Consider the following 23,115-nt stretch of genomic DNA (forward strand, 5'->3'; position numbering starts at 1 on the left):
CGACGGACTTCGCGCAGGTCCTCACCACGGTCGCCGAGGCGCTCGCCACGGCCCCGCGGGTCACGGCCGAGCCACCGCTGCAGCCCTGCGCCGAGAACACCTGCCCGCGGCGTCGGGAAGGATGTCCGGTGTGTCGGTTCCCGAGCGCGTCGCCTGGGCCGTCGACCTGCTGGACCCCCGGCCCGGCGAGCGGGTCCTCGAGATCGGACCGGGCCCGGGCGTGGCCGCGGACCTGGTGTGCCGGCGCGGCGCGCGGCTGCTCGCCGTCGACCGGTCGGCGGTCGCCGCGCAGCGCACGCTCCGGCGCAACGCGGCCCACGTGGCGGCCGGCCTGCTCGAGGTGCGCACCGCCGAGCTGGCTGCGCTCGACCTCCCGACCGGGGAGTTCGACGGCGCGTTCTCGGTGAACGTCAACGTGTTCTGGACGCGCTCACCCGCCGCGGAGCTCGCCGTCCTGCACTCCGCGCTCCGCAGCGGCGGGCGCCTGCACGTCTGCTTCGGGCCCGCGGGTCCGCAGCCGCCGGAGCGGATCACCACCGCCGTCGGCGGCGCCCTCCGGGCGGCGGGCTTCGCCGACGTCGTCGTGCGGGTCGAGCCGGCCGGCCTCGCCGTGTCGGCCCGGCGACCCTGACCCGGCGCGGACCGGGGGCAGATCAGTGGCCGGTGACGGCGTCGCCCGCGGTCCGGGCGAGCCGCAGCGCCGTCACCGCGGGGAGCGCGAGCAGTACCGCGAGCAGCACGAACGCGACGCGGTAGGGTCCGGCGGCGCCGGCCGCGGCGGGCACGCCGCCCACCGCCTGCCCGAGCCGCACGAGCAGGGCACCCACCGCGACGCCGAGGCCCGCGCCCAGCTCCTGCAGGGTGGACAGCAGCGTGTTGGCGTGGGTCATGCGCGGAGCGTCGACGTCCGCGAACGCGACGCTGTTGTAGGCGGTGAACCCGATGGACCGCGCGGTCCCGCTGACCAGCAGCAGGGCGAGCAGCAGCGGCAGCGGCGTGGTGGGCTGCAGGAACGCCATCGCGACCAGGCAGGCCGCGCCCACCGCGATCGAGCCGAGCAGCACGGTCCGGATGCCGAAGCGGCGCATCAGCGGGGTCGTCGCGGGCTTGATCGCCACGTTGCCGACGAACAGCGCGATCACCACCGCGCCCGCCCGCGCCGCCGACCAGCCGAACCCGACCTGGAAGAGCAGGGGCAGCAGGAAGGGGATCGCGGTGATCACCGCCCGGTACACCGACCCGCTCGCGGCCGTCACGCGGTAGGTCGCCACCCGCAGGATCCGCAGGTCGACGAGGGGGTGCCTGGCACGCAGCAGGTGCCGCACGGCCAGCGCGAGGCCGCCGGCCGCGACGACCAGGGCGGCGGCCGTCGCGGGCGAGAACCCCGAGCCGAGCCCCTCCAGTCCGGCGATCAGCGCCGCGACGCCGACCGCGGTGAGGGCGAACCCGGCCCGGTCGAGCGGGGGAGGGGTGTCGGCCCGCAGGCCGGGCACGATCCGCAGCGCCACGGCCAGCGCGGCCAGCCCGAGCGGTACGTTGATCACGAAGATCCACCGCCAGGAGGCGTACTCGGCCAGCACCCCGCCGACGACCGGGGCGAGCACCGGGGCGAGCAGGGCCGGCCAGGTCAGGTAGGCGATGGCCCGGACGAGGTCCGTCTTCGCCGTCGTCCGCAGCACGACCAGCCGCCCGACGGGCACCATCATCGCCCCGCCCGCGCCCTGGGCCACCCGCGCGGCGGTGAGGGCGGTCAGGGTCGGGGCCAGCGCGCACGCCGCGGAGGCCAGCACGAACACCGCCAGCGCCGTGCAGAACACCCGGCGCGCGCCGAACCGGTCCGCCAGCCAGCCGCTGACCGGGATGAGGACGCCGAGGGTGAGCACGTACGCGGTGATCGCCACGTTGACGTCGACCGGGGCCACCCCGAGGTCCGCCGCGAGGTGCGGGGCCGCCGGGGCGATCACGGTGCCGTCGAGGATCTCCATGAAGAACGCCCCGGCCACGAGCAACGCCAGGCCCCGCTGCAGTACCACCCGCGGAACCGTAGCCGGGCGGTGCGGGCGGCCGGGGGTCGTGTGAGCCGGGCCTCGGCGGGTAGACCCGGGACATGGCCGAACACGTCGACGACACCCTCTGGGACGAGTTCCACCGGGTCGTGAACATGACGTCCCGGGAGCTGGAGGACTGGCTGCGGGCCGACTCCGCGGATGTCGACGCGGAGGTGGAGCCCGACCAGGCCGGCACCCCGACCGGCCGCGAGGTGCTGGCGATCCTCCGCAAGCGTCGCGTGGACCTCACCCCCGAGGACGCGGACTGCATGCGCCGCGTGGTCGACCGGGTCCTGTCCCAGCGTCGCGACGACCTGGAGCCGACGGCCGGCCAGGCGGCCTGGCGGCGCAAGCTCATGCGCCTCGGCCACGACCCGCTCAAGCCGGTGGCGAGCTGAGGGGGGACTCCTCAGGCCGCGGTGCGGTCGCCCGCCGGGCGGGCGCGGCGCGTGTACGGCAGCACGAACAGGACGAGACCGCTGACGAGCAGCACGGCGAGCGGGAGCAGCGGCACGTAGAAGACCCACTCGGGCAGGGCCCCGGTCAGCGCGACGAAGCAGACGACGACGGTCGCCGTGAAGACGAGGGACGTCCAGCGGTGGATCCGGCGGAGCGGGCTGTGCGGGTTCATCGGGGCCTCCTCGCCGGTCCGGGCGATCCCTGCGCGCTGCAGGTCGGGACCGTCCGGCCGGGGTTCGTGGGAACGTGACGGCGCCGACGCTACGAGCGACCGCGGGCCGGAAGCTTCTCGATTCCTGACCGGTTCCGTCGACCGCTCCGCCCGTGGCGCGCGTCCCTGTCCGGAGGAGGGTCCGCTCAGTCCGCGGGTCCGACGCCGCCGAGCAACCCGGACCGCTGGGCCCAGAGCACGGCCGACAGGCGGTCGTGCACGCCGATCCGGTGGTAGACCGCCTCGAGGTGCTTGTGCACGGTGCGCTCGGTGATCGCGAGCCGGCGGGCGACCGTCGCCGCGGTGAGGCCGCCGGCCACCAGGACCAGGACCGCCGTCTGCCGCGGGGTCAGCCGCACCTGCGTCGCGACCTCGCACCGCGCCCGGGCCAGCGCCGCGGCCTGCCGGTCGAGTCCACCGAGGAGCCGCCACACCGTCCGCGCGAAGTCCTGCTCCTGCGGGGTGAAGGGATCGGCGCGGACGATCGAGAAGGCGCGATGGTGCGCGTGGGGCGTCCCCAGGGGGAGCAGGATCTGGTGGGCGAAGCCGCCCGGGCCCGCGAACTCGTGCCAGGCCCCGCGGACCCGCCGGTCCGCGAACCGCTCCGGCACGTCGGCCAGGTGCACCGGTTCCGGGTCGTCCGTGGCCGAGTAGTAGCGCAGCAGCGGGTGCTCCCAGGCGCCGTAGGCGGCCGTCCACTCGCGGATCTCGCGGTCCAGCCCGCCGAAGAACCCGCCGTCGGGCCACAGGCGCAGCACGCCGGGCGCGGGCGGGCGGTCGTTGAAGGAGCAGCCGACGAGCTCGAACGACTCCAGGAGCTGTGCCGCGACGCGCTCCACCGGGAACCGGGGAGCCGGGTCGTGGAGCGTCTCGGCCGCGAGGTCGAGCCACGGGCCCGGGTTCGGCATCCCGCCAGGATCGGGGGCGGGCGGAGGTGCCGACAGGGCCGTTCGGCGGTGCGGCGGCGGTCCTCCGCCGGTTGTCCCCAGGGACAGCGGGTAGGCCGTGCCCATGACGCGACCCGAGGATCCGGCGGACGAGGACCGGGACGAGGAGAGGGGCCAGGACAGGGCACAGGACAGGGGCCAGGACCCCGTGCTGCGGGGCGAGGAGATCCTGCACGGCGACGAGATCCTCGCGGGCGAGGGCCCGCAGAGCGACGCGGGGGAGGGCCCCGACCCCGACGCCGGCGGGCCCGGCAGCGTGAGCGGCGCGGGCCCGGGAAGCGTGGACACCTGAGAAGGCGCTCCTGGCCCGACGCGCTCCTGGCCCGACGCGCTCCTGGACCGACCTGCGCTCCTGGACCGACCTGCGCTCCTGGACCGACCAGCACTCCTGGACCGACCTGCGCTCCTGACCCGTCGGCTCCCGGCGGCGGGCCCGCTCGCCGCCGGACGCCGTGTGAGGACCGCCGGGCCGGGTAGCCGGGCGGGGACCTGGTTCCCACCCCCGGAGCGATCCCGATGACCCAGCGCAACACCGTCTTCCGCACCCTGCACGAGATCGGCCTCGCCGCCTGGTTCGGCGGCAGCCTCGCCGGGGCCGTCGCCGTCAACGGGGCCGCGGCCCACGTCTCCGACCCGCGGGAGCGGCTCCGCATCGCCAACGCCGGCTGGGCGCGCTGGCGCCCGGTGAACCTCGCCGCCATCGGCACCCACGTCGTCGGGCAGGTCGGCGTCGGCTGGGGCAACAAGAGCCGGATCGTGGCGCAGAAGGGGGTCGCCTCGTCGAGCGCCGCGATGAGCGGCCTGACCCTGGCGGCGCTGGCCGTCACGGCCTACAGCGGGATGCTCGGCAAGAAGCTGCAGGCCGCCGAGGGCCAGCCCGTCGAGGGCTCCACCGAGCCCGCCCCGGAGACCGAGGAACGGACGAGCGCGATCCAGCGCCGGCTGCGCGTCTGCCAGTGGCTGGTCCCCGCCCTCACCGCCGGCCTGGTGGTCGTGAACGCGGTGCACGGCGAGCAGCAGCGGCCCAGCCAGCAGCTGCCGGGTCTGCTGGCCCGTCCCGCCCAGGTGCTCGGCCTCGGCGGCTGAGGCTGAGTGAGTCGGAGGCGTCCGGGTCGGGCCGGCCCCGGACACCGCCGTGGCCGGACCCGCTCCGGACGCCCCCCGGCGGCGCCCGGCCTCAGCCCGGGGTCGGGGAGGACCGCGCGCCTGCGGCACGGCACGACCACGCTCGGTACGGCGGCGGGCACGGCGGCCAGGGCGACGGTCGCCAGCACCCCGCCGATCCCGCCGTGCACCGTGACCACAACCCCCCGCGGCACCAGGACGAGCGCGACCGTCACCGCCGCGGCCCTGGCGACGTCCCCACGACGGCGCCGAGGGAGCGGTGCGCCCGGGTCTGCAGGCACCACGCCACGACGGGCGGGAACGCCGGTTTCCCACGCTCGGGTTCGGGCACGCTCCCGGAGTGATCCGGACGGTGTTCCGCGCCCTCGCCCGGGTGCGACGAGCTCCTGCGTTCCATCCCCGCGGCGTGCTGCTCGGCGGCGAACTGCTGGTCGACGACGGCGGGTCGGCCGTCGCACAGGCCCTCGGCCCCGGTCCGCACCGGGTGCTCGTGCGGCTGTCGAAGGGCGCGGGCACACCGCGCGACCTGCCCGACCTCCTCGGCGTGGCCGTGCGCGTCGAGCCGGACGGCTCGCGCGAGGCCCTGGACCTGCTGTTCACCACCTCGGCCGCGGGCGGGACGCTGCTCGCCCCGGCCCGGGGCTGGCGGACGGCCACCTACAGCACCCTGCTGCCGTACGACACCGCCGCGGGCCGGATGCGGCTGCTGGTGGAGCCGGAGCCGCGGGAGCCGGACCCGCCGGCGGACCCGCGGCTGGTGCCGGACGCCGTGCGGGCGCGCCCGCTGCGCTACCGGCTGGTGGAGGCGCCGGTCGGCGCGGCCGGCATCGGCACGGCCGACCGCCGGGCCGTGGCCACCCTGGTCCTCGGCGAGGAGCGGACCGGCCCGGTGGCCTTCGACCCGGTGCTGCACCAGCTCCCGGGGCTGCACCCGGTGCCGCTGCTCGCCGACCTGCGCGCGCGGGCCTACCGGGGCTCGCGCAGCGGCCGGCACGCGGCGGCCGCGGACCTCGTCCGGGCGCCCTGACCGGGCGGCGCGGACGGATCCGACGGACGGGCGGGGCCGGTCCTTGCCGGGTGGCGGACGGTCCGTGCCGGATGGCGGACGGCCCCGGGCCCGGTCGCTCAGCGACCCTTGCGCTCCCGGTCGGCCGGCTCGCCGTGGACCGCGGGCTCGTAGCGGTTCCCGCCCGGGAAGGAGCGGCGCACCGGACCGAGCGCGAGGACGAGACCCAGCAGGACGAAGACCCCGGCGACCACGGTGGACGGGACGTTCATGCCCAGCCAGTCGACGGCGGGGTCGGCGATGCCCAGGATCCCGAACACCACGAACACGGCGCTCACCACGGCGAGCAGCCACCCGTACCCGCGGGCGGAGGACATCCGCGTCGCGCACACCATCCCGATCACGCCGAGGGCCAGGGTCAGGGCACTGCGCAGCGGGTTGACCTCGAGGCCGAGCAGCGTCGACTGCCGGCCGTCGGGCCCGGGCGGCGAGAAGGCCGGCCAGAACCCGACCATCCCGTAGAGCATCAGCAGGGCCCCGAGGACCAGTGCCCCCAGCTGCACCCACGGGAAGGGGGCGTGCCCCGGACCCTGCTCCGCTGACCGGTCGGACATGGGCTTCCTCCTCGCGACGACGAGCGCGGGTGCGCGGCACCCTGCGGTCGTCGCGTACCCCGCGCACCGCCCGCCATGCCGCGACGCACCGGCCACCCGGGTCGGCCGCGCGCCGACCGCTCACCGGTCGGGCTCGTCGGACAGCCGCTGCGGGAGCGTGGCGAGCGCCCGGGCGAGCAGCCGCGAGACGTGCATCTGGGAGCGCCCGACCAGCTCGCCGATCTCGGACCGGGTCTTGTTGCCGAAGAACCGCAGCAGCACGATCCGCCGCTCGCGTTCGGGCAGCAGCTCCAGCAGCGGCCACACGCTGCTCCGCGCCTCGATCCGTGCCAGGTCGGGATCGGCCTCGCCGAACCGGGCGGAGCGGGGTTTCGCGGCGACCGACGCGGGCAGCCGGGCCCACACCGGGGGACCGGGGGCGACGGGCAGGGGGACGCCGATGCAGCTGCTGGAGAGACGGACGCTGACCGAGGTGACGGGCGGCGACGGCGGGCCCGAGGCCGCCACGGACCTCGCCTTCGCCCGGTACCACCCCGACTACGACGACGCGGGGCTGGCGGCGGTGCTCGCCCACGCCCGGGAGCTGCACGCGCAGACGGCGGCGGAGACCCCGGCGGGTGAGCGGCACCTGGGGCTCGACCACCTGCGGCGGGTGCAGGACCGGGTGCCCGAGGTGCGGGAGATGGTGCACGACCGGGAGCGGCTCGACCGGCTGAGCGAGTTCGCCGGGGTGGAGCTGGAGCCCTACCCGATCCCGACCTCGTGCTCGGGCGTGAACTTCTACCGTCCCGGGCAGCCGCCGATCGCCCTGCACCGCGACGGCCCGGCGTTCGTGGAGCTGGTCCCGCTGTACGCCGACGGCAGCCAGGACGGCGGGAGCACGCTCGTCTACCGGGGCCCGGCGGACGTCGGGGCGGTGCGGGCGGCACAGGGCGAGCTGCCGGCGTCGGAGCTGGTGGCCGTGCCGCAGCGGGTCGGGTCGGCGGTGCTGCTGCAGGGGCGGATGCTGCTGCACACCGCGGAGCTGCTCACCGACGGGCACCGGGTCACGCTCGTGCTCTCGCTGCGGTCGCGGGCCGAGCCGTGGAAGGACACCAACACCCTCGGCCGGTTGCTGCGCGACGACCGGCCCGAGGACGTCGCCGCGGCCTGGGAGCACGACGTCGAGACCCGGCAGCTGCCGGCGCTGCGCCGCCACCTGCTGGGGTGACGGCGCAGCGCGGCGGGGGGATCAGCCGGACGCGCTGCCCGGGACCGCCTGGCCGGCCTCCTCGCGGCTGCCGGCGCGGGTGCGTCGCGGGTCGGGCGCACCCTCGGCGGGGAAGCGGCGCAGGAACTCCGCCTCGAGCTCCAGCATCCGTCGGGTGTGCGCCTCGAGGGCGTCCTCGGAGCCGCCGAGGACGGTGTCGTGGCGCGTCTCGTGCAGGTGGGTCATCTCCCGGCGCAGGTCGTCGTCGTCGAGCTCGGCCGGGGGGACGCCGTGGGATCGATCGGTCATGTCCCGCAGCTACCCACGGCGGCGGCGGACATGCGGCTCAGGTCGGGTTCGCCTCCGGTCCGCTGCCCGGGATGGCGCCCGTGTCCAGGGGAGCGGCGGCGGGCTCGACGATGTCCCGCTCGGTCCCGCCGGCGTCGGCGGACGCCTCCGGCCACCGCCCGACGCCCGACCCCTGGGCGTACGACAGGTGCCCGCCCAGCGCGCCGGACACCCCCAGTGGCAGCGCGCCGACCAGCGACAACAGTGCCCCGGTCCGGTGCCGGCCGCGCCGGCGGGCCGCGTAGGAGGCGCCGAGGAAGGCGCCGGACACCACGTTCCCGGCCGCGTGGAGCAGCCCGACCCGGCGGCGGCGCTCGTCGAGCCCGCTCCAGTCGGCGAGCCCGGTCACCGCCGTCGGCAGCAGGCTGACCAGGGCGGCGCCCACGACGCGGCGGGCCGCCTCCTCCTGTCCCCCCACGGCGTCGAGCAGCGCGGCCGACGCCCACGCCCCGATGGGCACCGTCACGAGCAACGGGTGCACGGGATGGCCGAGCCACGAGCCGCGCAGCGCCCCGTCGAGCCGGCTGCCGGCGAGGAACCGGCGCACGCCGCGCTGGGCGGCCGCGGCGGCCTCCTCCCCGGTCCGGACGGATTCGGCGGCGCGCAGCGCCCGGACGATCGGTGCGGCGGTCATACCGGCGGCCTACCCGGACGGGCGGCGCGGCATGCCTCCGCACCCTCCGCTCACGCCACCGAGCCGACCCCGCCGGTGCGCGTGAGGGTGCGGCCGGTGGTCTCCGGGGCCAGCCGGTGCGACACGACGGCACCCGCCACGCACACCGCGGCGCCGATCAGCATGCACGGCCCCACGCCGATGACGGTGATGCCGACCGGGAGCAGGAAGGTGCCCACGGCGGCGCCGACCCGGCTGGCGGCCGACCCGATGCCGACGCCGGTCGAGCGGACGTCCGTCGGGAACACCTCGATGGGGTAGACGGCGGTCAGGTTGCCCTGCAGCGCGTTGAAGAAGGCGAACACGGCGAAGCACGCCGCGACCAGCGCGGCCGGGCCCCCGCTCCACAGCCCGACGACGACCAGGCTGACCGCCATGATCCAGAAGGGCACGATCAGCTGCCGGCGCCTGCCGACCCGCTCGATGCTCAGCATGCCCACCACGGCCCCCACCGCGGCCAGGGCGTTGACCGCGATCGTGCTCGCCCGCTCGTCCGAGAGCTGCAGCGCGGTGAAGACCTGCGGGGCGAAGGTGAAGATCGCGAAGTAGGGCGCGACGTTGCACGCCCAGAACACGCACACGAACACCGTCCGGCGACCGAGCTCGCCGCGGAAGAGCCGGAGCCGGTCGGTGCCGTGGTCCTCGGCGGCGTACTCCTCGGCCGCGAACGCCTCCGGGCCCAGCTGGCGTTCCACGATCTCGCGGGCCTCGTCGACGCGGCCGTGCCGCACGAGCCAGCGGGGCGACTCGGGGAGCCCGACGCGCAGGGCGAGGACGACGAGGGCGGGCACGGCGCTCGTCGCGAGCACCCACCGCCAGTTCAGCCCGGCGAGGTCCACCAGCAGGTACGCGGTCACGACCGAGACCAGGAACCCGACGTACCAGGAGACCAGCAGCCCCGAGAGCCGCCGGCCGCGACCGCGCGAGGGCGCGAGCTCGGCGAGCATCGCCGCGCCGATCGCGTACTCGGCCCCGATGGCCGCGCCGAGCAGGAGCCGGACGACGAACAGCTGCCACGGCTCGGTCACCACCGCCTGCAGCACGCCCAGCACCACGAAGGCGGCGATGTCGAGCACGAACATCCGGCGCCGGCCGAGGCGGTCGGTCAGCCGGCCGGCCAGCGGCGCCCCGACGAAGATGCCGACGAGCGCCGAGGCCGCGACCAGGCCCTCCCACAGCGGGGAGAGCCCGAGGCTCGTGGTGATCAGCGGGAGGACGACGCTCAGCACACCGAGGTCGTAGCCGTCGAGGCCCTCGCCCCAGGCCGTCGCCAGGGTCATCCGGCGCAGCACACCGCGCCGCCGTCCGCCCTCGTCCACCCGCGTCACGTCGCCTCCGATCCGATCACCGGAGGGGCGGTACCCGGGCGGGGCCGTGCTCATCCCCGCCCGGGGTCGCCACCGCGCCCGGAGTCACCCGCCCCGGGCCCGGACTCACGGCCGGGCCTGCTCCTTGACGGTGCCGGCGGCGTCCTGGGCGCGGTCCTGGACCTGCTCGGCGGCCGACCGGCCCTCGTCGGCCACGGTGGAGGCGGCGTCCTCGGCCGTCTCCTTGACCGACTGCACGGCCTGCTGGGCCGGCTCGCGCAGGTCCTCGCCGACCTCCCTGGCCTTCTCGGCGGCCTGTTGGGCCAGCGGGCGCCCGACCTCCATCGCCCGGTCCTTGGCCTGGCCGGCGAGCTCCTGCTCCTTGCGGCTGGCCGGGAGCAGGGAGGACACCAGCCAGCCGGCGCCGAAGGCGATCAGGCCGGCGGCCAGCGGGTTGCCGCGGGCCTGGCGGCGCACCATCTGCGGGGCGTCGCGGGCGGTGTCGGCGATCGTCGACGCCGCGTCCGAGGCCTTGTCGGACACCGTGTCGGTCATCGCGCTCGCGCGGTCGGCCACTGCGCTCGCGCGGTCGGAGGCCTCGCCGGCCAGCGAGCGGGCCGCGCCGGCCGCCTGGTGGGCGGTGTCGCGGGCGGACCCGGCGGGGTCGCTGCCCGTGACGGCGTCGCGCCAGCCGGACACCCGGCCGCGGACGCGGTCGACCCGGCGCTGCACGACGCGGCCGGGCGTGACCTTCTCGGTCAGGGCGTCGACGTCGCCGCTGAGCCGGTTCTGGGTCTGCTCGATCTGGCGGCGGATCGCGTCCGGGTCGTCGGTGCCGTACGGCGTGGGATCGGCGGGTGTGCCGTAGGGGGTGGTCATCGGGTCCTCCTATCGGCCCTTGAGGGCGTCGGGAACCTGCTTGAGGGTGTCGACGGTGCGTTCCGGGGTGGGATGGGTGCGCCGGGCGTTGTTCCGGCCGATCACGAAGGCGACCGCCGCGATCACCGCCCAGACAGCGGCGACGATCAGCGCGGCCCAGCCGCTGTCCATCACGTTGCTCAGCCCGGCCCACAGGGCGACCGACAGGAACAGCAGCACCATGTAGCCGGCGAAGCCGGCGGCGCCGAACCCGCCCGCCGCCTTGCCCGCCTTGCGGGCCTCCTGCTTCAGCTCGGCCTGGGCGAGCGCGAGCTCCTGGCGCATCAGGGTGGAGAGGTCCCGCGAGACCCGGCCCATCAGGTCACCGACCGAGACGCCGGAGACGTCGGGCGGGTCACCGCTGGGTCCGCCCACCGCGGTCGGGTCCGGCATCGGCGGAGCGGCCGGCGGTGCCGCGGTGGGTGGCGGTGCGGTGGGTGGCGGTGCGGTGGGTGGCGGTGCGGTGGATGGCGGCGCGACGGGCGGCGCGGCCTGGTCGAACCGCCCGAGGTCCGGAGCCGAGTGCCGGCCGGGCGGCGGGCCGCCGGGCGCCGTCATCGGACGTCCTGGTCGGTCACTCGCGGATCACCGCGCCGGCCCAGCTCGTCGACGTACTCGCCGACGGTCGTCGAGCCCGGCCGGGGTGCGTGCGCCGGCCCGCCCTCCGGGGCCGGGTGCGGCGGGGGCACCACGGGTCCGCCCGCCGGCGGGGTGGGGGCGTTCGGCGGTCCGCCCTGCCCGATCGTGCCCGGTCCCGGCGGCACGGGCGGGGTGGAGGTCGGCCCCGGCGACACCGGCGGGGGCGGGACCGGCGGTGCGCCGGGCAGCCCCTCCCCGGCGACCCCGTAGCCGGGCGGAAGACCCTGACCGACGCCGCGGTCGGCCGGCAGGCCCGGCTGCGACCCGGAGGTGTCCCGCTCGTGGTCGACCACACCGCGCGTCAGGCGCCCGACCAGGACACCCGCGAGGGCGGCCCCGGCCAGGAAGGCCCCGGGTCGGCGCCGGGCCACCCGCCGGACCTCCTCGACCAGGTCGCCCGGCTCGCGCTCCTGCAGCCACGACGCCAGGCGCTCCGCCCGGTCCGCGGCCTCGTGGGCGAGGTCGGCGACCGGGCCGCCGTCCCCGGAACCCGCCATCTGACGCAGCTGGTCGGCGACCCCGCGTACCCCGTCCGCGGCCTGCCGCTGGGTCGACCCGGCCTGCTGCTGCAACCGGCCCCGCGCCTCGCCGACGAGGTCCTTCGCCTGCTTGCGGGCCTCGCCCGCGACGTTCCGGGCCTGGTCCGCGGCCGTCCCGGCGACCTGGCCGCCCGCCTCCGCGGCGGTCCGTCCGACGTCGGCCCCTTCGGCCCGCACGGTCTCTCTCGTACTCTCGCTCACTGCCTGCTCCTTCCGGTCGACAGATGCCGTCGGCGATACCCGGGCGGCCGGTGTGGACACACGAAGGGCGGGCCGCCGGCCCGAACCACCCGAATGGCGCAGTGCGACACCGCCGACGGTGACGGTCGGGACGGGTGAGGAAGATCGACGCGACGGTTTCGGCGGGTTCGCCGCGGGTACCGATGCGACGACGAGAGAAGGGGGCCGCATGGGCGTGCGGACGTGGCTGGGGTCGATCGGCCTCGACTCGTGGCCGGTGTACCGGCAGCTCACCGGCAGCGACCCGCTCGGGCGGGGCGCGGCCGCGCAGTCGCCGAGGCACGTCGGCCTGCGTCCCCGCACGGCCTCGGCCGATCGGGTGGCGGGGTCCGTGTGTCCCTTCTGCGCGGTCGGCTGCGCGCAGAAGGTCTACGTGCGCGACGAGAAGGTCGTGCAGATCGAGGGCGACCCCGACTCGCCCATCTCCCGCGGCCGGCTGTGCCCGAAGGGCTCGGCGAGCCTGCAACTCGTGACCGGCGAGCAGCGCCTGGACAAGGTCCGCTACCGCGCCCCGTACGCCACCGAGTGGACCGAGCTGGACCTGTACGAGGCGATGGAGATGATCGCCGACCGGGTGGTCGCGGCGCGGGAACGCGGCTGGCAGGACGTCGACCGCGAGGGCCGGCGGCTCAACCGCACCACCGGCCTGGCCGCCCTCGGCGGGGCCACCCTGGACAACGAGGAGAACTACCTCCTCAAGAAGCTGTTCACGGCGATGGGCGCGATCCAGATCGAGAACCAGGCCCGTATTTGACACTCCGCCACGGTTCCCGGTCTGGGGACCTCCTTCGGTCGCGGCGGCGCGACGGACTACCAGCAGGACCTCGCGAACTCCGACTGCATCGTCATCATCGGCTCGAACATGGCCGAGGCCCATCCGGTCGGGTTCCAGTGGGTGATGGAGGCGAAGGGCCGCGGCGCCCGCGTGATCCACGTCGACCCGCGGTTCACCCGGACCAGCGCGGTCGCGGACACCTACGTCCCGATCCGGGCCGGCTCGGACATCGCCTTCCTGGGCGGCGTCATCCGGTACGTCCTGGACAACGACCTGGACTTCCGTGAGTACGTCGCGGCCTACACCAACGCGTCGTTCCTGGTCCGCGAGGACTTCGCCGACACCGAGGAGCTCGACGGGCTGTTCTCCGGCTACGACCCGCAGACCGGCACCTACGACCGCGGCAGCTGGTACTACGAGGGTGCCGAGCCCGCCGAGAGCACACCGCAGGGGAACTCGGCCGAGGCGAAGGAGCAGACCGAGCCGATGCAGGCCGGGGCCAGCGGCGCGGGCGTCGCGGGCGCGGCCGACGAGATCACGAAGGACCCGACGCTGCAGCACCCCCGCTGCGTGTACCAGGTCCTCAGGCGGCACTTCGCCCGCTACACGCCGGAGATGGTCGAACGGGTGTGCGGCACGCCGCAGGACCAGTTCCTCGAGGTCTGTCGCGCGTGGACGGCCAACTCGAACCGCGAGCGGACCACGGCCCTCGTCTACAGCGTGGGCTGGACCCAGCACAGCGTCGGCGCGCAGTACATCCGGACGGGCGCGATCCTCCAGCTGCTGCTCGGCAACATCGGGCGCCCCGGCGGCGGGGTGTTCGCGCTGCGCGGGCATGCGAGCATCCAGGGGTCCACGGACATCCCGACGCTGTTCAACCTGCTGCCGGGCTACCTGGCGATGCCGGACGTCACGCACACGGACCTGGACACGTGGGTGGCCGACCAGCGGACCGGCGGGCACAAGGGCTACGGCTACGCGGTCGACGCGTACATGGTCTCGCTGCTCAAGGAGTACTTCGGCGACGCGGCCACCCCGGAGAACGACTTCGGCTTCGACTGGCTGCCGCGGATCGACGGCGACCACGGCACCTACCGCACGGTCATGGACATGATCGACGGGAAGGTGTTCGGCTACCTCGTCATGGGCCAGAACCCGGCCGTCGGCTCCGCGCACGGCAAGCTGCAGCGGCTCGGGCTGGCGAACCTGGACTGGCTGGTGGTGCGGGACCTCAACGAGATCGAGACGGCGACCTTCTGGAAGGACTCGCCGGAGATCGAGACCGGTGAGATCGTGCCCGAGCGGTGCCGCACCGAGGTGTTCCTCATGCCCGCGGCCTCGCACGTGGAGAAGGAGGGCACGTTCACCCAGACGCAGCGGATGCTGCAGTGGCGCACCAAGGCCGTCGAGCCGACCGGCGACCGGCGCTCCGAGCTGTGGTTCGCCTACCACCTGGGCCGGCTGGTGCGGGAGCGGCTGGCGGACTCCACGGACGAGCGCGACCTTCCGGTGCAGAGGCTGGCGTGGGACTACGCGACCGAGACCTCTCCCACCGCCCCGGTCCCGTGGGCCGAGCCCTCCGCCGACGACGTGCTGCGCCGGATCAACGGCCACGACCTCACCACCGGTGAGCTGCTGCCGGGCTACCTCGGCCTCAAGGCCGACGGGAGCACCTCCTGCGGGTGCTGGATCTACAGCGGGGTCTACGCCGACGGCGTCAACCAGGCGGCGCGGCGCAAGCCGCACACCGAGCAGGAGTCCTACGAGACGGAGTGGGGCTGGACCTGGCCGCTGAACCGGCGGGTCCTCTACAACCGGGCCTCGGCGGACCCCGAGGGCCGGCCGTGGAGCGAGCGCAAGAAGCTCGTGTGGTGGGACGAGGCGAAGGGGGAGTGGACCGGGGACGACGTCCCGGACTTCCCGCGCACCACCCCGCCCGGGCACCGGCCCCCGAAGGGCACCACGGGACCGGAGGCCCTGTGCGGCGACGACCCGTTCATCATGCAGCCCGACGGCAAGGCCTGGCTGTTCGCGCCGCACGGGCTGCTCGACGGGCCGCTGCCGACGCACTACGAGCCGCACGAGTCGCCGGTGCGCAACCCGCTGTACCGGCAGCAGGGCAACCCGACGCGCAAGGTGTACGGCCGGCCGGACAACCCGTCGAACCCCGCGCCGCCCGAGCGCGGGTCCGAGGTGTTCCCGTACGTCCTCACCGCGGCGCGGCTGACCGAGCACCACACGGCCGGCGGGATGAGCCGGCAGCTGTCCTACCTGTCGGAGCTGCAGCCCGCCCTGTTCGTGGAGGTGTCCCCGGAGCTCGCCCGCGAGCGGGGGCTCACGCACCTCGGCGACGCCCACGTCGTCACGAGCCGCGCGGCGGTGCAGGCCCGGGTGGTGGTCACCGACCGGCTCGCGCCGCTGCGGATCGACGGTCGGGTGGTGCACCAGGTGTGGCTGCCCTACCACTTCGGCCACACCGGGCTGGTGTCCGGCGACGTCGTCAACGACCTGTTCGGCGTCGTCGAGGACTCCAACGTGTTCATCCAGGAGAGCAAGGTCGCGACCTGCGACGTCCGGCCCGGCCCGCGCCCGCGCGGACCGGCGCTGCGCGCGTTGCTCGCCGAGGTGCGGGCCGCCGCGGGGATCACCGCGGCGACGAACACCCGGATCGCCACGGCGCACGGCGTGGCGCACACCGAGGAGGGATCGTGAGCCGCAACCGGCTGTCCGGGCCGCTCGACGACGTGGCGGGCGACGCGGGCCACCTCGACCACCCGCCGCGCGTCGGGTTCTTCACCGACACCTCCGTGTGCATCGGTTGCAAGGCCTGCGAGGTCGCCTGCAAGGAGTGGAACGCCGTCCCGGAGGACGGCCTGGATCTGCTCGGGATGTCCTTCGACAACACCGGGATGCTCGGGGCGAACTCGTGGCGGCACGTCGCGTTCGTCGAGCAGCCGCGGGCGACGGGCCGGCAGGACCCGGGCTTCGCGGGCCTGCCGACCGGGCCGAGCGGGATCCCGGAGACCGCGGGCGCGGTCGAGCCGCGGCTGCAGGCAGCGCCCCGCGGCGGGTCGGAGCTGGGCACCACCCCGCTCCCGCCCGGGCGCCCGGAACCGCAGGAGCTGGGCATGCCCGCCTTCTCCCGCCCGGGCGACCGCACCGGGGCCGAGAGCCGGACGGACTTCCGGTGGCTGATGGCGTCGGACGTCTGCAAGCACTGCACGCACGCCGGCTGCCTCGACGTCTGCCCCACCGGCGCGTTGTTCCGCACCGAGTTCGGCACGGTCGTCGTGCAGCAGGACATCTGCAACGGCTGCGGGTACTGCGTGTCCGGCTGCCCCTACGGCGTGATCGACCGGCGCGAGCACGACGGGCGCGCCAACAAGTGCACGCTCTGCTACGACCGGCTGGGCGACGGCCTCGAACCCGCCTGCGCCAAGGCGTGCCCGACGGATTCGATCCAGTTCGGCGAGCTCGACGAGCTGCGCGAGCGCGCCGACCGCAGGCTCGCCCAGCTGCACGGGCTCGGGGTGTCCGAGGCGCGGCTGTACGGCCGGGACCCCGAGGACGGGGTCGGCGGCGACGGCGCCTTCTTCCTCCTGCTCGACGAGCCCGAGGTCTACGGCCTGCCGCCGGACCCGCAGGTCCCCACCCGGTACGCGCCGTCGATGTGGCGGCGCGCGGGGGCCGCCGCGGCGGCGTTCGCGCTGGCCGGGGTGGCCGCGTTCCTGGGCGGTGGACGCCGGTGACGAGCCCCGAACCCGCCGAGCTGCCCAGCGACGCCGGCGGCTCCGCCGCGCGCTCGGCGCACATGTTCCAGGGGTTGCGCCGGGGCCGGCGCGGGCGCGGCGGTGGAGGCGAGCCGACCGTCGTCCCCGAGGCGGAGTTCCGCTCCTACTACGGGCGCCCGGTGCTCAAGGCGCCGGTGTGGGAGTGGAAGATCGCCGCCTACCTGTTCTGCGGCGGGCTGGCCGCGGGCTCGTCGGTCGTCGCGGCGGGGGCGGACCTGACGAACCGGCCCGCGCTGCGGCGCTCGAGCCGGCTCGGTGCGCTGGGCGCGCTGCTGGCCAGCCTGTACTTCCTGGTCTCCGACCTGGGCCGGCCCGCGCGGTTCCACCACATGCTGCGGGTGTTCAAGCCGACCTCGCCGATGAGCGTGGGCACGTGGATCCTCAGCGCCTTCGGCGCGGGCGCGGGCGCGGCCGCGGTGTCCGAGATGGTGCCTGCGCGGTGGCGTGGCACCTGGCCCGCCCGCCTGCTGCGGCGGCTCGCGCGACCGCTCGGGGTGAGCGCGGCGGCGACGGCGCCCGGCGTCGCGTCCTACACCGCGGTCCTGTTGTCGCACACCGCCGTCCCCGGGTGGAGCGAGGTGCGCGACGAGCTGCCGTTCGTCTTCGTCGGGTCCGCGGCGGCCAGCGGTGGCGGCTTCGGCATGCTCTGCGCGCCGGTCGCCGAGGCGGGACCGGCGCGGGCGTTCGCGGCGGTCGGGGCGGCGGGGGAGCTCGTCGCGTCCCGGGTGATGGAGCACCGGCTCGGGCTGGTCGGCGAGGTGTACCGGGAGGGCCACGTCGGTCGGCTGCGGCGCGCCTCCGAGGCGCTGACCGTGGCGGGCCTCGCCGGGACCCTGCTCGTCGCCCACCGCAGCCGGGCCGGCGCCGCCGCCTCCGGCCTGGCGCTGCTCGCGGGCAGTGCCCTGCAGCGCTTCGGGGTCTTCGAGGCCGGGGTGGCGTCCACCAAGGACCCGAAGTACGTCGTGGTGCCGCAGCGTGAGCGGCTGGACGCGAAGAACGGGGCGAAGACCACCTGACCCGGCGCTCCCGCGTTGGGGATCCACAACGCGCTGCGAGGTCTTCGGGTCCTGCGTGAGGGATCCACACCGCGGTCTGAGGTGCTCGCTCCTCGCGTCATGGATCCACAGTGCTCCGGTGCGGTGGCTCGGAGAGTCACGGCTCCAGGGGTGCGCGCGGGGGCGGGGCGGGCGTGGTCGTGTTCCTGATGTCCACCGTGTCCGCGAGGGCGGGGTGGGCGCAGGCCGCGCGGACGGCGGCGAGCACGCGCTCGTCGTCGCCGAGGACGCGCACCGCGATCGCGGCGCGGCGCGCTCGATGCGCGAGCTCGGCGAGGACCTGTCCGGCCGCCGGACGCAGGCGGCGCAGGCCGTGCAGGTCCAGCACGAGCACCGCCGTCGGGGGTACGAGACGGGGCCGGACCCGCTCGGCGAGCTCGCGGCCGCCGCCGAGGTCGTCGTGGCACAGGACCAGGACGGCGGCGCCGCAGCAGCTCACCTCGATCGCCCCGGTCGCACGGGGTCGAACGTGGTGCCGGACGCGGCCTCGGGTGCCCGATCTGACCGGCGTGTGCCGACGCACGCGACCGGTCGGCCGCGCCGCGGGTAACGGTGGGACGACGGCGGGAACGGCCGGGGCGGTCACAGCGCCCCCAGCGCGGCGTCGAGATCCGGGTAGCGGCTCATCCGGCCGACCAGCTGTCGTGCCGGCAGGGGAAGGTGCCGTGCGACGGCCTCGAACCCGACCAGATGCAGGCCCAGTCCGTTCCGCCGGGCGAGGTCCGCGGCGCGGGAGAGCGTCTCGACGGCGGAGGTCGTCGCCGAGTCGACGTCGGTCAGGTCGAGGACGATGTGCGTCGTCGAGGCGGTGCCGAGGCGGCGCAGCCGGATCCGCGCATCGACCAGCCGCAGCAGCCGCGTGCTGACGACCGGGTCGAGCACCCCCTCCACGGCGATCACGTGCACGTCCGGCCGTGGGCCGGAGATGGCCAACCGGCCCGGCCGGCTGGGCGCGGCAACCACACTCACTCGAACCCCTCCCTCGTCCCTGCCGTCGGATTCCCTCGACCGGGGTCGTTCATGCCTCGGTCGGCGGCCGCGCCCGGAGCTGGTCCGCTGCCGTCGCTCTGGCACTTGCGGCGCGCATATCTATAGCGCACGATGTAGATATGCAGACTGCCGGGTGGAGGACCGTGAGCACCGGTCCCTGCCCGCTGGTCACCGCACGTCCTCATCGGAGGTTCGAGATGCCCACCGACCTGAGTTCCGTCCCGTCCTCGGCCACCGCGACCGCGCCGGCCCGCGCCGCGACGTCCGCCGCGCCGGCCCGTACCGACCGGTCCGCCACACCGCTGGTCGACCCCGACATCCTCCGGGCCCTCGAGTCGCTGCACGGGGACGGTGTCGATGCCTGACGTGACGATGCAGGACGTGAGGCAGGACGACGGGATCTCGCGCGAGGAGGCGTTTCCGCAGGTGGAGTCGTGGGAGGGGAGGTCCCCCGGGGCCGCGCACTCGCCCGTCGGGTACGGGCGCTGCAGGGGCTGCGGGCAGGTGAAGGTGCTCGACGAGCGGGGTCGTCCCTTCCCGCACAACCGCTACGGCTACCGCCGCCGCCTCCGGGTCCAGCGCTGCCCGGGCGAACACCTCCCCGCCACCCCACACCCTGCACTCGCCGCAACCGGCTGACCGCCCGCACCGCTACCCGCGAGTCGCGCCCCGGGCTCCCGCGAGTGGGTCGGAGAGGCTGTTGCTGGGTTGGCAAGGAAGTTTGCCATCGCGTGCCGGCTCGGCGCAGTGTCGGTGCCGGAGGTGGTCGAGGTGACCGAGAAGCTGGGACCGGGCTACGACGTGGTGGTGGTCGGCGGGGGTGCGGCGGGCCTGAACGGCGCGCTGATGCTGGCGAGGGCGCGGCGGTCCGTCGCGGTGATCGACGGCGGTGAGCCCCGCAACGCGCCGGCGTCGGGGGTGCACGGCCTGCTGGGGCGGGAGGGGATGCCCCCGGCGGAGCTGCTGGAGCGCGGCCGGGCGGAGGTCCGCGGGTACGGCGGGGAGGTCGTGGGCGGCGAGGTCGCCGACGTCGTCCGCGAGGGCGACGGGTTCCGCGTCGTCCTGCGCGACGGCCGCGCGACCCGCGCCCGCCGGCTGCTCGTGACGACCGGGCTGGTCGACGAGCTGCCCGACGTCCGGGGGCTGCGGGAGCGGTGGGGCCGCGACGTCGTGCACTGCCCCTACTGCCACGGCTGGGAGGTCCGCGACCGCGCCATCGGCGTGCTGGCGAGCGGGCCGATGTCGCTGCACCAGGCCCAGCTGTTCCGGCAGTGGAGCGCGGACGTCACCTTCTTCACCCACACGTCGACCCCGCCGGCGGGGGAGGCCGCGGAGGCGCTGGCGGCCCGCGGCGTGACCGTCGTCGAGGGGGCGGTGGAGTCCCTCGTCGTGGTCGACGACCGGTTGGTCGGGGTGCGCCTGGCCGACGGCCGGACCGTGGCGCGCGAGGCCGTGGCCGTCGCGTCGCGGATGGTGGCGCGGGCGGGCTTCCTCGGCTCGCTCGGGCTGCGGACCGTCGAGCACCCGAGCGGCGCGGGGGAGCACCTCCGGACCGACGCCGCGGGCCGGACCGACGTGCCGGGCGTGTGGGCGGCCGGCAACGTCACCGACCCGACGGCGCAGGTCGGGGCGGCCGCGGCGGCGAGCGCGTGGGCGGCCGCGCAGATCAACGCCGACCTGATCGCCGAGGAGACCCGGCAGGCCGTCGCCGCGTACCGCGACCCCTTCTCGGCGGTGTCCGAGGAGCGCGTCGCGATGGTGGTGGCGGGGGACCGTCGGCACGGCCTGTGACGGCAGTCACTCCTGACCAAGTAGGGGCTTTCGGCCCCTGCCGCACGATCGGTCGGGAACGAGAATTCGGGCCGTGTCGGAGTCCTCCACGGCCGTGTCCGAGGGCCGGGCCGATCTCGTGGAGATCGACCGGGCCGAGTGCCTGCGGCTGCTCGCGACCGCCGACCTCGGGCGGGTGATCTACACCGAGGGCGCGATGCCCGCCGCCCACCCGGTCACCTACGTGCTCGACGGCGAGGAGATCGTCTTCCGTTCCGCGGGCGGGCCGACCCTGGTCGCCGCGACCCGCGGCGCGGTCGTCGCCTTCCAGGTGGACCGGATCGACGCCGGCGACCACACCGGCTGGAGCGTGCTCGGCATCGGTGAGGCCTACGAGGTCACCGACCGCGCGCGCCTCGCCTCGCTGGTCCGGCTGCTGCGCGTGCCGTGGCCTCCGAGCCGGACCGGGCACACGATCAGCATCCCGCTCGCCCGCCTCACCGGGCGTCGACTGGTCGCGCGCTGACCGGGACCGCGCCGCGCGTCCGCGCCGCCCCACGGTCCGCCGAACCGGGCCTCGCGGTCCTGCCGTGCGCCCGGCGATGCTGGTCGTCGACCTGACCGAGGTGACGTTCCCGGCCTCGGCCGGCCTGGCGGAGCTCGTCCGCGCCAACCGGCAGCTGCGCGGGCAGGTGCCGGTCCGCGTCGTCGCCGGCGGTCGGCTCGTCCTGCGCCCGCTCGAGCTGACCCGGCTCACGGACGAGCTCGACATCCGGCCCACCCTCGACGACGCCCTGCTCACGGGATGAGGCCGACGGACCGCGGACCCGGGGTCGACGCCCTGCTGACGCTTCTCCGCCGTGCACACGCCCGACGACGGCCTGGTCTACGCCGGCCCCGGCCGCTCACCGGCGCGGCCTGCGACGGCCTCGTCGCGGCGCTGACCGGTGACGCGCACGACGACGACGTCGCCCTGATCCACGTGCAGCACGCCGGAGGCGGTCCGGCACGAGGCGGACCCGCGACGGCGGGGACCGGATACCCGGATCCCCGGGCGACGGCGACGGCGACTTCCACGCCCGGATCTGGGCGACGGCGGAGCGGCTGGTCGGGCTGCGCCGGGCGCCGGCCCGCTGGGCGGCCGGACCGGGCTGCCCGAGGAGCGGCAGGGGGACGACGAGCTGGCGGCTCGTGCAGGCCTGAGCGCGGCCCGCCGGTCCCGCGCGTACCACTCCACGCCGAGCAGCACCATCAGCGCCAGCTCCACCGGCAGGCCGCCGTAGTACAGCAGCTCCGCGCCCGCCCGGGCCTGCTCGGCGGGCAGCCCGGGCGGCGGGTCGGCGAGGACCGTCTTCGCCAGGACGTCGTGCGCGGCCACGGCCGCGACCAGCACCGCCGCGCGGACGCCGAGGCGGGCCCGGTGCGGCGCCGGGTCCGGACCGACGAGCGAGGCGGCGAACAGCGTGCCGGCCAGCAGCATGTGGACCGCGACGAGGGTGTGCACGGCCGGGCCACCGGTCGCGTGCACCCCGGACCGGAGGAGGACCCACAGGCCGCCGACGTCGAGCAGCCCGGCGACGACCGGATGGGTGAGCACGCGCACCGGGGCGCGGCGCAGCGCGCGGGCCAGCGCACGGGCGTGGGACAGCGGAAGCGTCCGGAGCGCGAGCGTGACCGGGGCCGCCCGCACCAGCAGCAGCGGCGCGAGCATGCCGAGCAGGAGGTGCCCGAGCACGTGCACGCGCAGGTCGGGGTGCGCGGTCAGCGGCGCGCCGGCCGCGGCGGCCGCGGTCCCGGCGAGCCAGCTCGCCGTCCTCGTCGGCGGCCACGGGCGCCCGAGGACGGCCGCCAGGTAGCCGGCCGCGGCGACGGCGGCGAGCAGGCCCGCGGGGACCGGCCCCACGAGCCCGTGCCCGGTCACGCGCGCCGCTCGCGGGTGCGGGCCAGCAGCACGACGCCCACGACCAGCAGCACGGCGGCCAGGACGTTCCACACCACGTCGTAGACCAGCAGGTCGGGCACGTACCGGATCTGGTGCAGGCCCAGCAGCTTGTGCTGGACGAGCCCGTCGTACAGCTGGAAGGCGCCGCCGCCGGTCAGCGCCCCGCCGACCACGCGCCGGACCCGCAACGCGCGGTCGCGGCGCAGCGCGGCGATCAGGAACCACGCGGCGACGGTGGCGAACCAGCTGAAGGCGTGGAAGATCCCGTCCGAGACGAGGCCGGCCGCGGAGCTCGCCCGGTCGTAGAAGTGGTGCCAGTGCAGGAGCTGGTGGAACACGGCCTCGTCGAGGAACGCCACGACGCCGAGCCCCAGGAGCACGCCCGCGAGGGCGTTGCGCCCCGCCGCCCGGCCCGCGGCCGTGCCCGCCGGACCCGCCGGACCCGCCGTCCCGGTGGTGTCCGTGGTCTCCGGGCCGTCCGTACCGTCCGCCATCCCGTGCTCCCTCCGTCCCCCGGGAGCACTACCCG

At 76.0% G+C, this 23,115-nt stretch carries 29 protein-coding genes; 14 read left to right on the plus strand and 15 right to left on the minus strand.

Features of this window, described 5'->3' with window-relative positions:
• Nucleotides 1-130 precede the first annotated feature (130 nt).
• Nucleotides 131-631: a class I SAM-dependent methyltransferase gene (locus tag ACFQH9_RS07245; RefSeq protein WP_379565125.1), complete on the plus strand. Its 501-nt coding sequence runs from the start codon at nucleotides 131-133 to the stop codon at nucleotides 629-631.
• 22 nt (nucleotides 632-653) lie between these two features.
• Here the strand turns inward: ACFQH9_RS07245 and ACFQH9_RS07250 are convergent, their stop codons facing one another.
• Nucleotides 654-2,033 carry an MFS transporter gene (locus ACFQH9_RS07250; protein ID WP_379565126.1) on the minus strand — a complete coding sequence of 460 codons (1,380 nt, stop codon included), beginning with the start codon at nucleotides 2,031-2,033 and terminating at the stop codon, nucleotides 654-656.
• Nucleotides 2,034-2,107: 74 nt separating this feature from the next.
• On the opposite strand from ACFQH9_RS07250, the gene ACFQH9_RS07255 reads away from it, so the two are divergent.
• Nucleotides 2,108-2,446, plus strand: coding sequence for a DUF3140 domain-containing protein (locus ACFQH9_RS07255; RefSeq protein ID WP_379565127.1), 339 nt, complete (start codon nucleotides 2,108-2,110; stop codon nucleotides 2,444-2,446).
• A gap of 11 nt (nucleotides 2,447-2,457) precedes the next feature.
• On the opposite strand, the gene ACFQH9_RS07260 is transcribed toward ACFQH9_RS07255, so the two are convergent.
• Nucleotides 2,458-2,679, minus strand: coding sequence for a hypothetical protein (locus tag ACFQH9_RS07260; protein ID WP_379565128.1), 222 nt, complete (start codon nucleotides 2,677-2,679; stop codon nucleotides 2,458-2,460).
• A gap of 185 nt (nucleotides 2,680-2,864) precedes the next feature.
• Nucleotides 2,865-3,626, minus strand: coding sequence for a helix-turn-helix transcriptional regulator (locus ACFQH9_RS07265; protein WP_379565129.1), 762 nt, complete (start codon nucleotides 3,624-3,626; stop codon nucleotides 2,865-2,867).
• 103 nt (nucleotides 3,627-3,729) lie between these two features.
• On the opposite strand from ACFQH9_RS07265, the gene ACFQH9_RS07270 reads away from it, so the two are divergent.
• The 3 genes from ACFQH9_RS07270 to ACFQH9_RS07280 all read left to right on the plus strand — a co-directional run bounded on the left by ACFQH9_RS07270 (nucleotide 3,730) and on the right by ACFQH9_RS07280 (nucleotide 5,817).
• Entirely contained in the window at nucleotides 3,730-3,957 is a 228-nt protein-coding gene (locus ACFQH9_RS07270) for a hypothetical protein (protein ID WP_379565130.1), read from the plus strand.
• Between the two features lie 224 nt (nucleotides 3,958-4,181).
• Nucleotides 4,182-4,751 carry a hypothetical protein gene (locus ACFQH9_RS07275; protein WP_379565131.1) on the plus strand — a complete coding sequence of 190 codons (570 nt, stop codon included), beginning with the start codon at nucleotides 4,182-4,184 and terminating at the stop codon, nucleotides 4,749-4,751.
• 379 nt (nucleotides 4,752-5,130) lie between these two features.
• Nucleotides 5,131-5,817, plus strand: a complete 687-nt coding sequence (locus ACFQH9_RS07280; RefSeq protein WP_379565132.1) for a hypothetical protein — start codon at nucleotides 5,131-5,133, stop codon at nucleotides 5,815-5,817.
• Between the two features lie 98 nt (nucleotides 5,818-5,915).
• Here ACFQH9_RS07280 and ACFQH9_RS07285 read toward each other — a convergent pair whose 3' ends face one another.
• Both ACFQH9_RS07285 and ACFQH9_RS07290 read right to left on the minus strand, forming a co-directional pair.
• The gene (locus tag ACFQH9_RS07285) at nucleotides 5,916-6,410 is read right to left on the minus strand and encodes a DUF4383 domain-containing protein (RefSeq protein ID WP_379565133.1); all 495 of its coding nucleotides are present in this window, start codon (nucleotides 6,408-6,410) and stop codon (nucleotides 5,916-5,918) included.
• A gap of 120 nt (nucleotides 6,411-6,530) precedes the next feature.
• Entirely contained in the window at nucleotides 6,531-6,815 is a 285-nt protein-coding gene (locus ACFQH9_RS07290; RefSeq protein WP_379565134.1) for a sigma-70 family RNA polymerase sigma factor, read from the minus strand.
• A 34-nt stretch (nucleotides 6,816-6,849) separates the two neighbouring features.
• Between ACFQH9_RS07290 and ACFQH9_RS07295 the strand changes: the two genes are divergently transcribed.
• Entirely contained in the window at nucleotides 6,850-7,620 is a 771-nt protein-coding gene (locus ACFQH9_RS07295; RefSeq protein WP_379565135.1) for a hypothetical protein, read from the plus strand.
• Nucleotides 7,621-7,641: 21 nt separating this feature from the next.
• Here the strand turns inward: ACFQH9_RS07295 and ACFQH9_RS07300 are convergent, their stop codons facing one another.
• The 6 genes from ACFQH9_RS07300 to ACFQH9_RS07325 all read right to left on the minus strand — a co-directional run bounded on the left by ACFQH9_RS07300 (nucleotide 7,642) and on the right by ACFQH9_RS07325 (nucleotide 12,224).
• Nucleotides 7,642-7,908, minus strand: a complete 267-nt coding sequence (locus ACFQH9_RS07300) for a DUF6158 family protein (RefSeq protein WP_379565136.1) — start codon at nucleotides 7,906-7,908, stop codon at nucleotides 7,642-7,644.
• 37 nt (nucleotides 7,909-7,945) lie between these two features.
• Entirely contained in the window at nucleotides 7,946-8,581 is a 636-nt protein-coding gene (locus ACFQH9_RS07305) for a DUF2231 domain-containing protein (protein ID WP_379565137.1), read from the minus strand.
• Nucleotides 8,582-8,631: 50 nt separating this feature from the next.
• Entirely contained in the window at nucleotides 8,632-9,948 is a 1,317-nt protein-coding gene (locus ACFQH9_RS07310) for an MFS transporter (protein WP_379565138.1), read from the minus strand.
• A 105-nt stretch (nucleotides 9,949-10,053) separates the two neighbouring features.
• Entirely contained in the window at nucleotides 10,054-10,806 is a 753-nt protein-coding gene (locus tag ACFQH9_RS07315) for a DUF3618 domain-containing protein (protein ID WP_379565139.1), read from the minus strand.
• Between the two features lie 9 nt (nucleotides 10,807-10,815).
• On the minus strand, nucleotides 10,816-11,238 hold the full coding sequence (locus tag ACFQH9_RS07320) for a phage holin family protein (RefSeq protein ID WP_379565140.1): 423 nt from the start codon (nucleotides 11,236-11,238) through the stop codon (nucleotides 10,816-10,818).
• Nucleotides 11,239-11,399: 161 nt separating this feature from the next.
• Complete coding sequence (locus ACFQH9_RS07325; protein ID WP_379565141.1) at nucleotides 11,400-12,224, minus strand: hypothetical protein; 825 nt, start codon at nucleotides 12,222-12,224, stop codon at nucleotides 11,400-11,402.
• A 208-nt stretch (nucleotides 12,225-12,432) separates the two neighbouring features.
• Between ACFQH9_RS07325 and fdh the strand changes: the two genes are divergently transcribed.
• From fdh to nrfD, 3 genes are read left to right on the plus strand one after another with little or no spacing between them, the layout of a single operon-like run.
• Complete coding sequence (fdh, locus tag ACFQH9_RS07330) at nucleotides 12,433-15,750, plus strand: formate dehydrogenase (RefSeq protein ID WP_379565142.1); 3,318 nt, start codon at nucleotides 12,433-12,435, stop codon at nucleotides 15,748-15,750.
• Nucleotides 15,744-16,787: a 4Fe-4S dicluster domain-containing protein gene (locus ACFQH9_RS07335; RefSeq protein WP_379565206.1), complete on the plus strand. Its 1,044-nt coding sequence runs from the start codon at nucleotides 15,744-15,746 to the stop codon at nucleotides 16,785-16,787. Before fdh ends, ACFQH9_RS07335 begins: the two co-directional genes overlap by 7 nt.
• The gene (nrfD, locus tag ACFQH9_RS07340) at nucleotides 16,784-17,845 is read left to right on the plus strand and encodes an NrfD/PsrC family molybdoenzyme membrane anchor subunit (RefSeq protein WP_379565143.1); all 1,062 of its coding nucleotides are present in this window, start codon (nucleotides 16,784-16,786) and stop codon (nucleotides 17,843-17,845) included. Before ACFQH9_RS07335 ends, nrfD begins: the two co-directional genes overlap by 4 nt.
• A gap of 136 nt (nucleotides 17,846-17,981) precedes the next feature.
• Here nrfD and ACFQH9_RS07345 read toward each other — a convergent pair whose 3' ends face one another.
• Nucleotides 17,982-18,323: a hypothetical protein gene (locus ACFQH9_RS07345; RefSeq protein WP_379565144.1), complete on the minus strand. Its 342-nt coding sequence runs from the start codon at nucleotides 18,321-18,323 to the stop codon at nucleotides 17,982-17,984.
• A 143-nt stretch (nucleotides 18,324-18,466) separates the two neighbouring features.
• A complete protein-coding gene (locus ACFQH9_RS07350; protein WP_379565145.1) occupies nucleotides 18,467-18,853 on the minus strand; it encodes an STAS domain-containing protein in 387 nt (128 codons plus the stop codon).
• 218 nt (nucleotides 18,854-19,071) lie between these two features.
• Between ACFQH9_RS07350 and ACFQH9_RS07355 the strand changes: the two genes are divergently transcribed.
• The 5 genes from ACFQH9_RS07355 to ACFQH9_RS07375 all read left to right on the plus strand — a co-directional run bounded on the left by ACFQH9_RS07355 (nucleotide 19,072) and on the right by ACFQH9_RS07375 (nucleotide 21,453).
• A complete protein-coding gene (locus ACFQH9_RS07355; RefSeq protein WP_379565146.1) occupies nucleotides 19,072-19,239 on the plus strand; it encodes a hypothetical protein in 168 nt (55 codons plus the stop codon).
• Nucleotides 19,240-19,255: 16 nt separating this feature from the next.
• A complete protein-coding gene (locus ACFQH9_RS07360; RefSeq protein ID WP_379565147.1) occupies nucleotides 19,256-19,513 on the plus strand; it encodes a hypothetical protein in 258 nt (85 codons plus the stop codon).
• A 132-nt stretch (nucleotides 19,514-19,645) separates the two neighbouring features.
• A complete protein-coding gene (locus ACFQH9_RS07365) occupies nucleotides 19,646-20,665 on the plus strand; it encodes an NAD(P)/FAD-dependent oxidoreductase (RefSeq protein WP_379565148.1) in 1,020 nt (339 codons plus the stop codon).
• A 73-nt stretch (nucleotides 20,666-20,738) separates the two neighbouring features.
• Nucleotides 20,739-21,170, plus strand: a complete 432-nt coding sequence (locus ACFQH9_RS07370) for a pyridoxamine 5'-phosphate oxidase family protein (RefSeq protein WP_379565149.1) — start codon at nucleotides 20,739-20,741, stop codon at nucleotides 21,168-21,170.
• Between the two features lie 64 nt (nucleotides 21,171-21,234).
• Entirely contained in the window at nucleotides 21,235-21,453 is a 219-nt protein-coding gene (locus ACFQH9_RS07375) for an STAS domain-containing protein (RefSeq protein WP_379565150.1), read from the plus strand.
• 77 nt (nucleotides 21,454-21,530) lie between these two features.
• Here ACFQH9_RS07375 and ACFQH9_RS07380 read toward each other — a convergent pair whose 3' ends face one another.
• Nucleotides 21,531-22,565 (minus strand): cytochrome c oxidase assembly protein, encoded by a 1,035-nt coding sequence (locus ACFQH9_RS07380; RefSeq protein WP_379565151.1) that lies wholly within the window; start codon nucleotides 22,563-22,565, stop codon nucleotides 21,531-21,533.
• Entirely contained in the window at nucleotides 22,562-23,080 is a 519-nt protein-coding gene (locus ACFQH9_RS07385; RefSeq protein WP_379565152.1) for a DUF2243 domain-containing protein, read from the minus strand. The genes ACFQH9_RS07380 and ACFQH9_RS07385 overlap by 4 nt, the downstream gene beginning before the upstream one ends.
• Nucleotides 23,081-23,115 lie beyond the last annotated feature (35 nt).

Source organism: Pseudonocardia lutea (assembly GCF_042658055.1).
Lineage (GTDB): Bacteria > Actinomycetota > Actinomycetes > Mycobacteriales > Pseudonocardiaceae > Pseudonocardia > Pseudonocardia lutea.

Bases quoted from the DNA above. Each gene is read 5' to 3' on its own strand.
- ACFQH9_RS07270 (WP_379565130.1), top strand. From the start codon at position 3,730: ATGACGCGACCCGAGGATCCGGCGGACGAGGACCGGGACGAGGAGAGG.
- ACFQH9_RS07275 (WP_379565131.1), top strand. From the start codon at position 4,182: ATGACCCAGCGCAACACCGTCTTCCGCACCCTGCACGAGATCGGCCTC.
- ACFQH9_RS07260 (WP_379565128.1), bottom strand. From the start codon at position 2,679: ATGAACCCGCACAGCCCGCTCCGCCGGATCCACCGCTGGACGTCCCTC.
- ACFQH9_RS07305 (WP_379565137.1), bottom strand. From the start codon at position 8,581: ATGACCGCCGCACCGATCGTCCGGGCGCTGCGCGCCGCCGAATCCGTC.
- ACFQH9_RS07385 (WP_379565152.1), bottom strand. From the start codon at position 23,080: ATGGCGGACGGTACGGACGGCCCGGAGACCACGGACACCACCGGGACG.
- ACFQH9_RS07315 (WP_379565139.1), bottom strand. From the start codon at position 10,806: ATGACCACCCCCTACGGCACACCCGCCGATCCCACGCCGTACGGCACC.
- ACFQH9_RS07320 (WP_379565140.1), bottom strand. From the start codon at position 11,238: ATGCCGGACCCGACCGCGGTGGGCGGACCCAGCGGTGACCCGCCCGAC.
- ACFQH9_RS07295 (WP_379565135.1), top strand. From the start codon at position 6,850: ATGCAGCTGCTGGAGAGACGGACGCTGACCGAGGTGACGGGCGGCGAC.
- ACFQH9_RS07265 (WP_379565129.1), bottom strand. From the start codon at position 3,626: ATGCCGAACCCGGGCCCGTGGCTCGACCTCGCGGCCGAGACGCTCCAC.
- ACFQH9_RS07355 (WP_379565146.1), top strand. From the start codon at position 19,072: ATGCCCACCGACCTGAGTTCCGTCCCGTCCTCGGCCACCGCGACCGCG.
- ACFQH9_RS07255 (WP_379565127.1), top strand. From the start codon at position 2,108: ATGGCCGAACACGTCGACGACACCCTCTGGGACGAGTTCCACCGGGTC.
- ACFQH9_RS07285 (WP_379565133.1), bottom strand. From the start codon at position 6,410: ATGTCCGACCGGTCAGCGGAGCAGGGTCCGGGGCACGCCCCCTTCCCG.
- ACFQH9_RS07300 (WP_379565136.1), bottom strand. From the start codon at position 7,908: ATGACCGATCGATCCCACGGCGTCCCCCCGGCCGAGCTCGACGACGAC.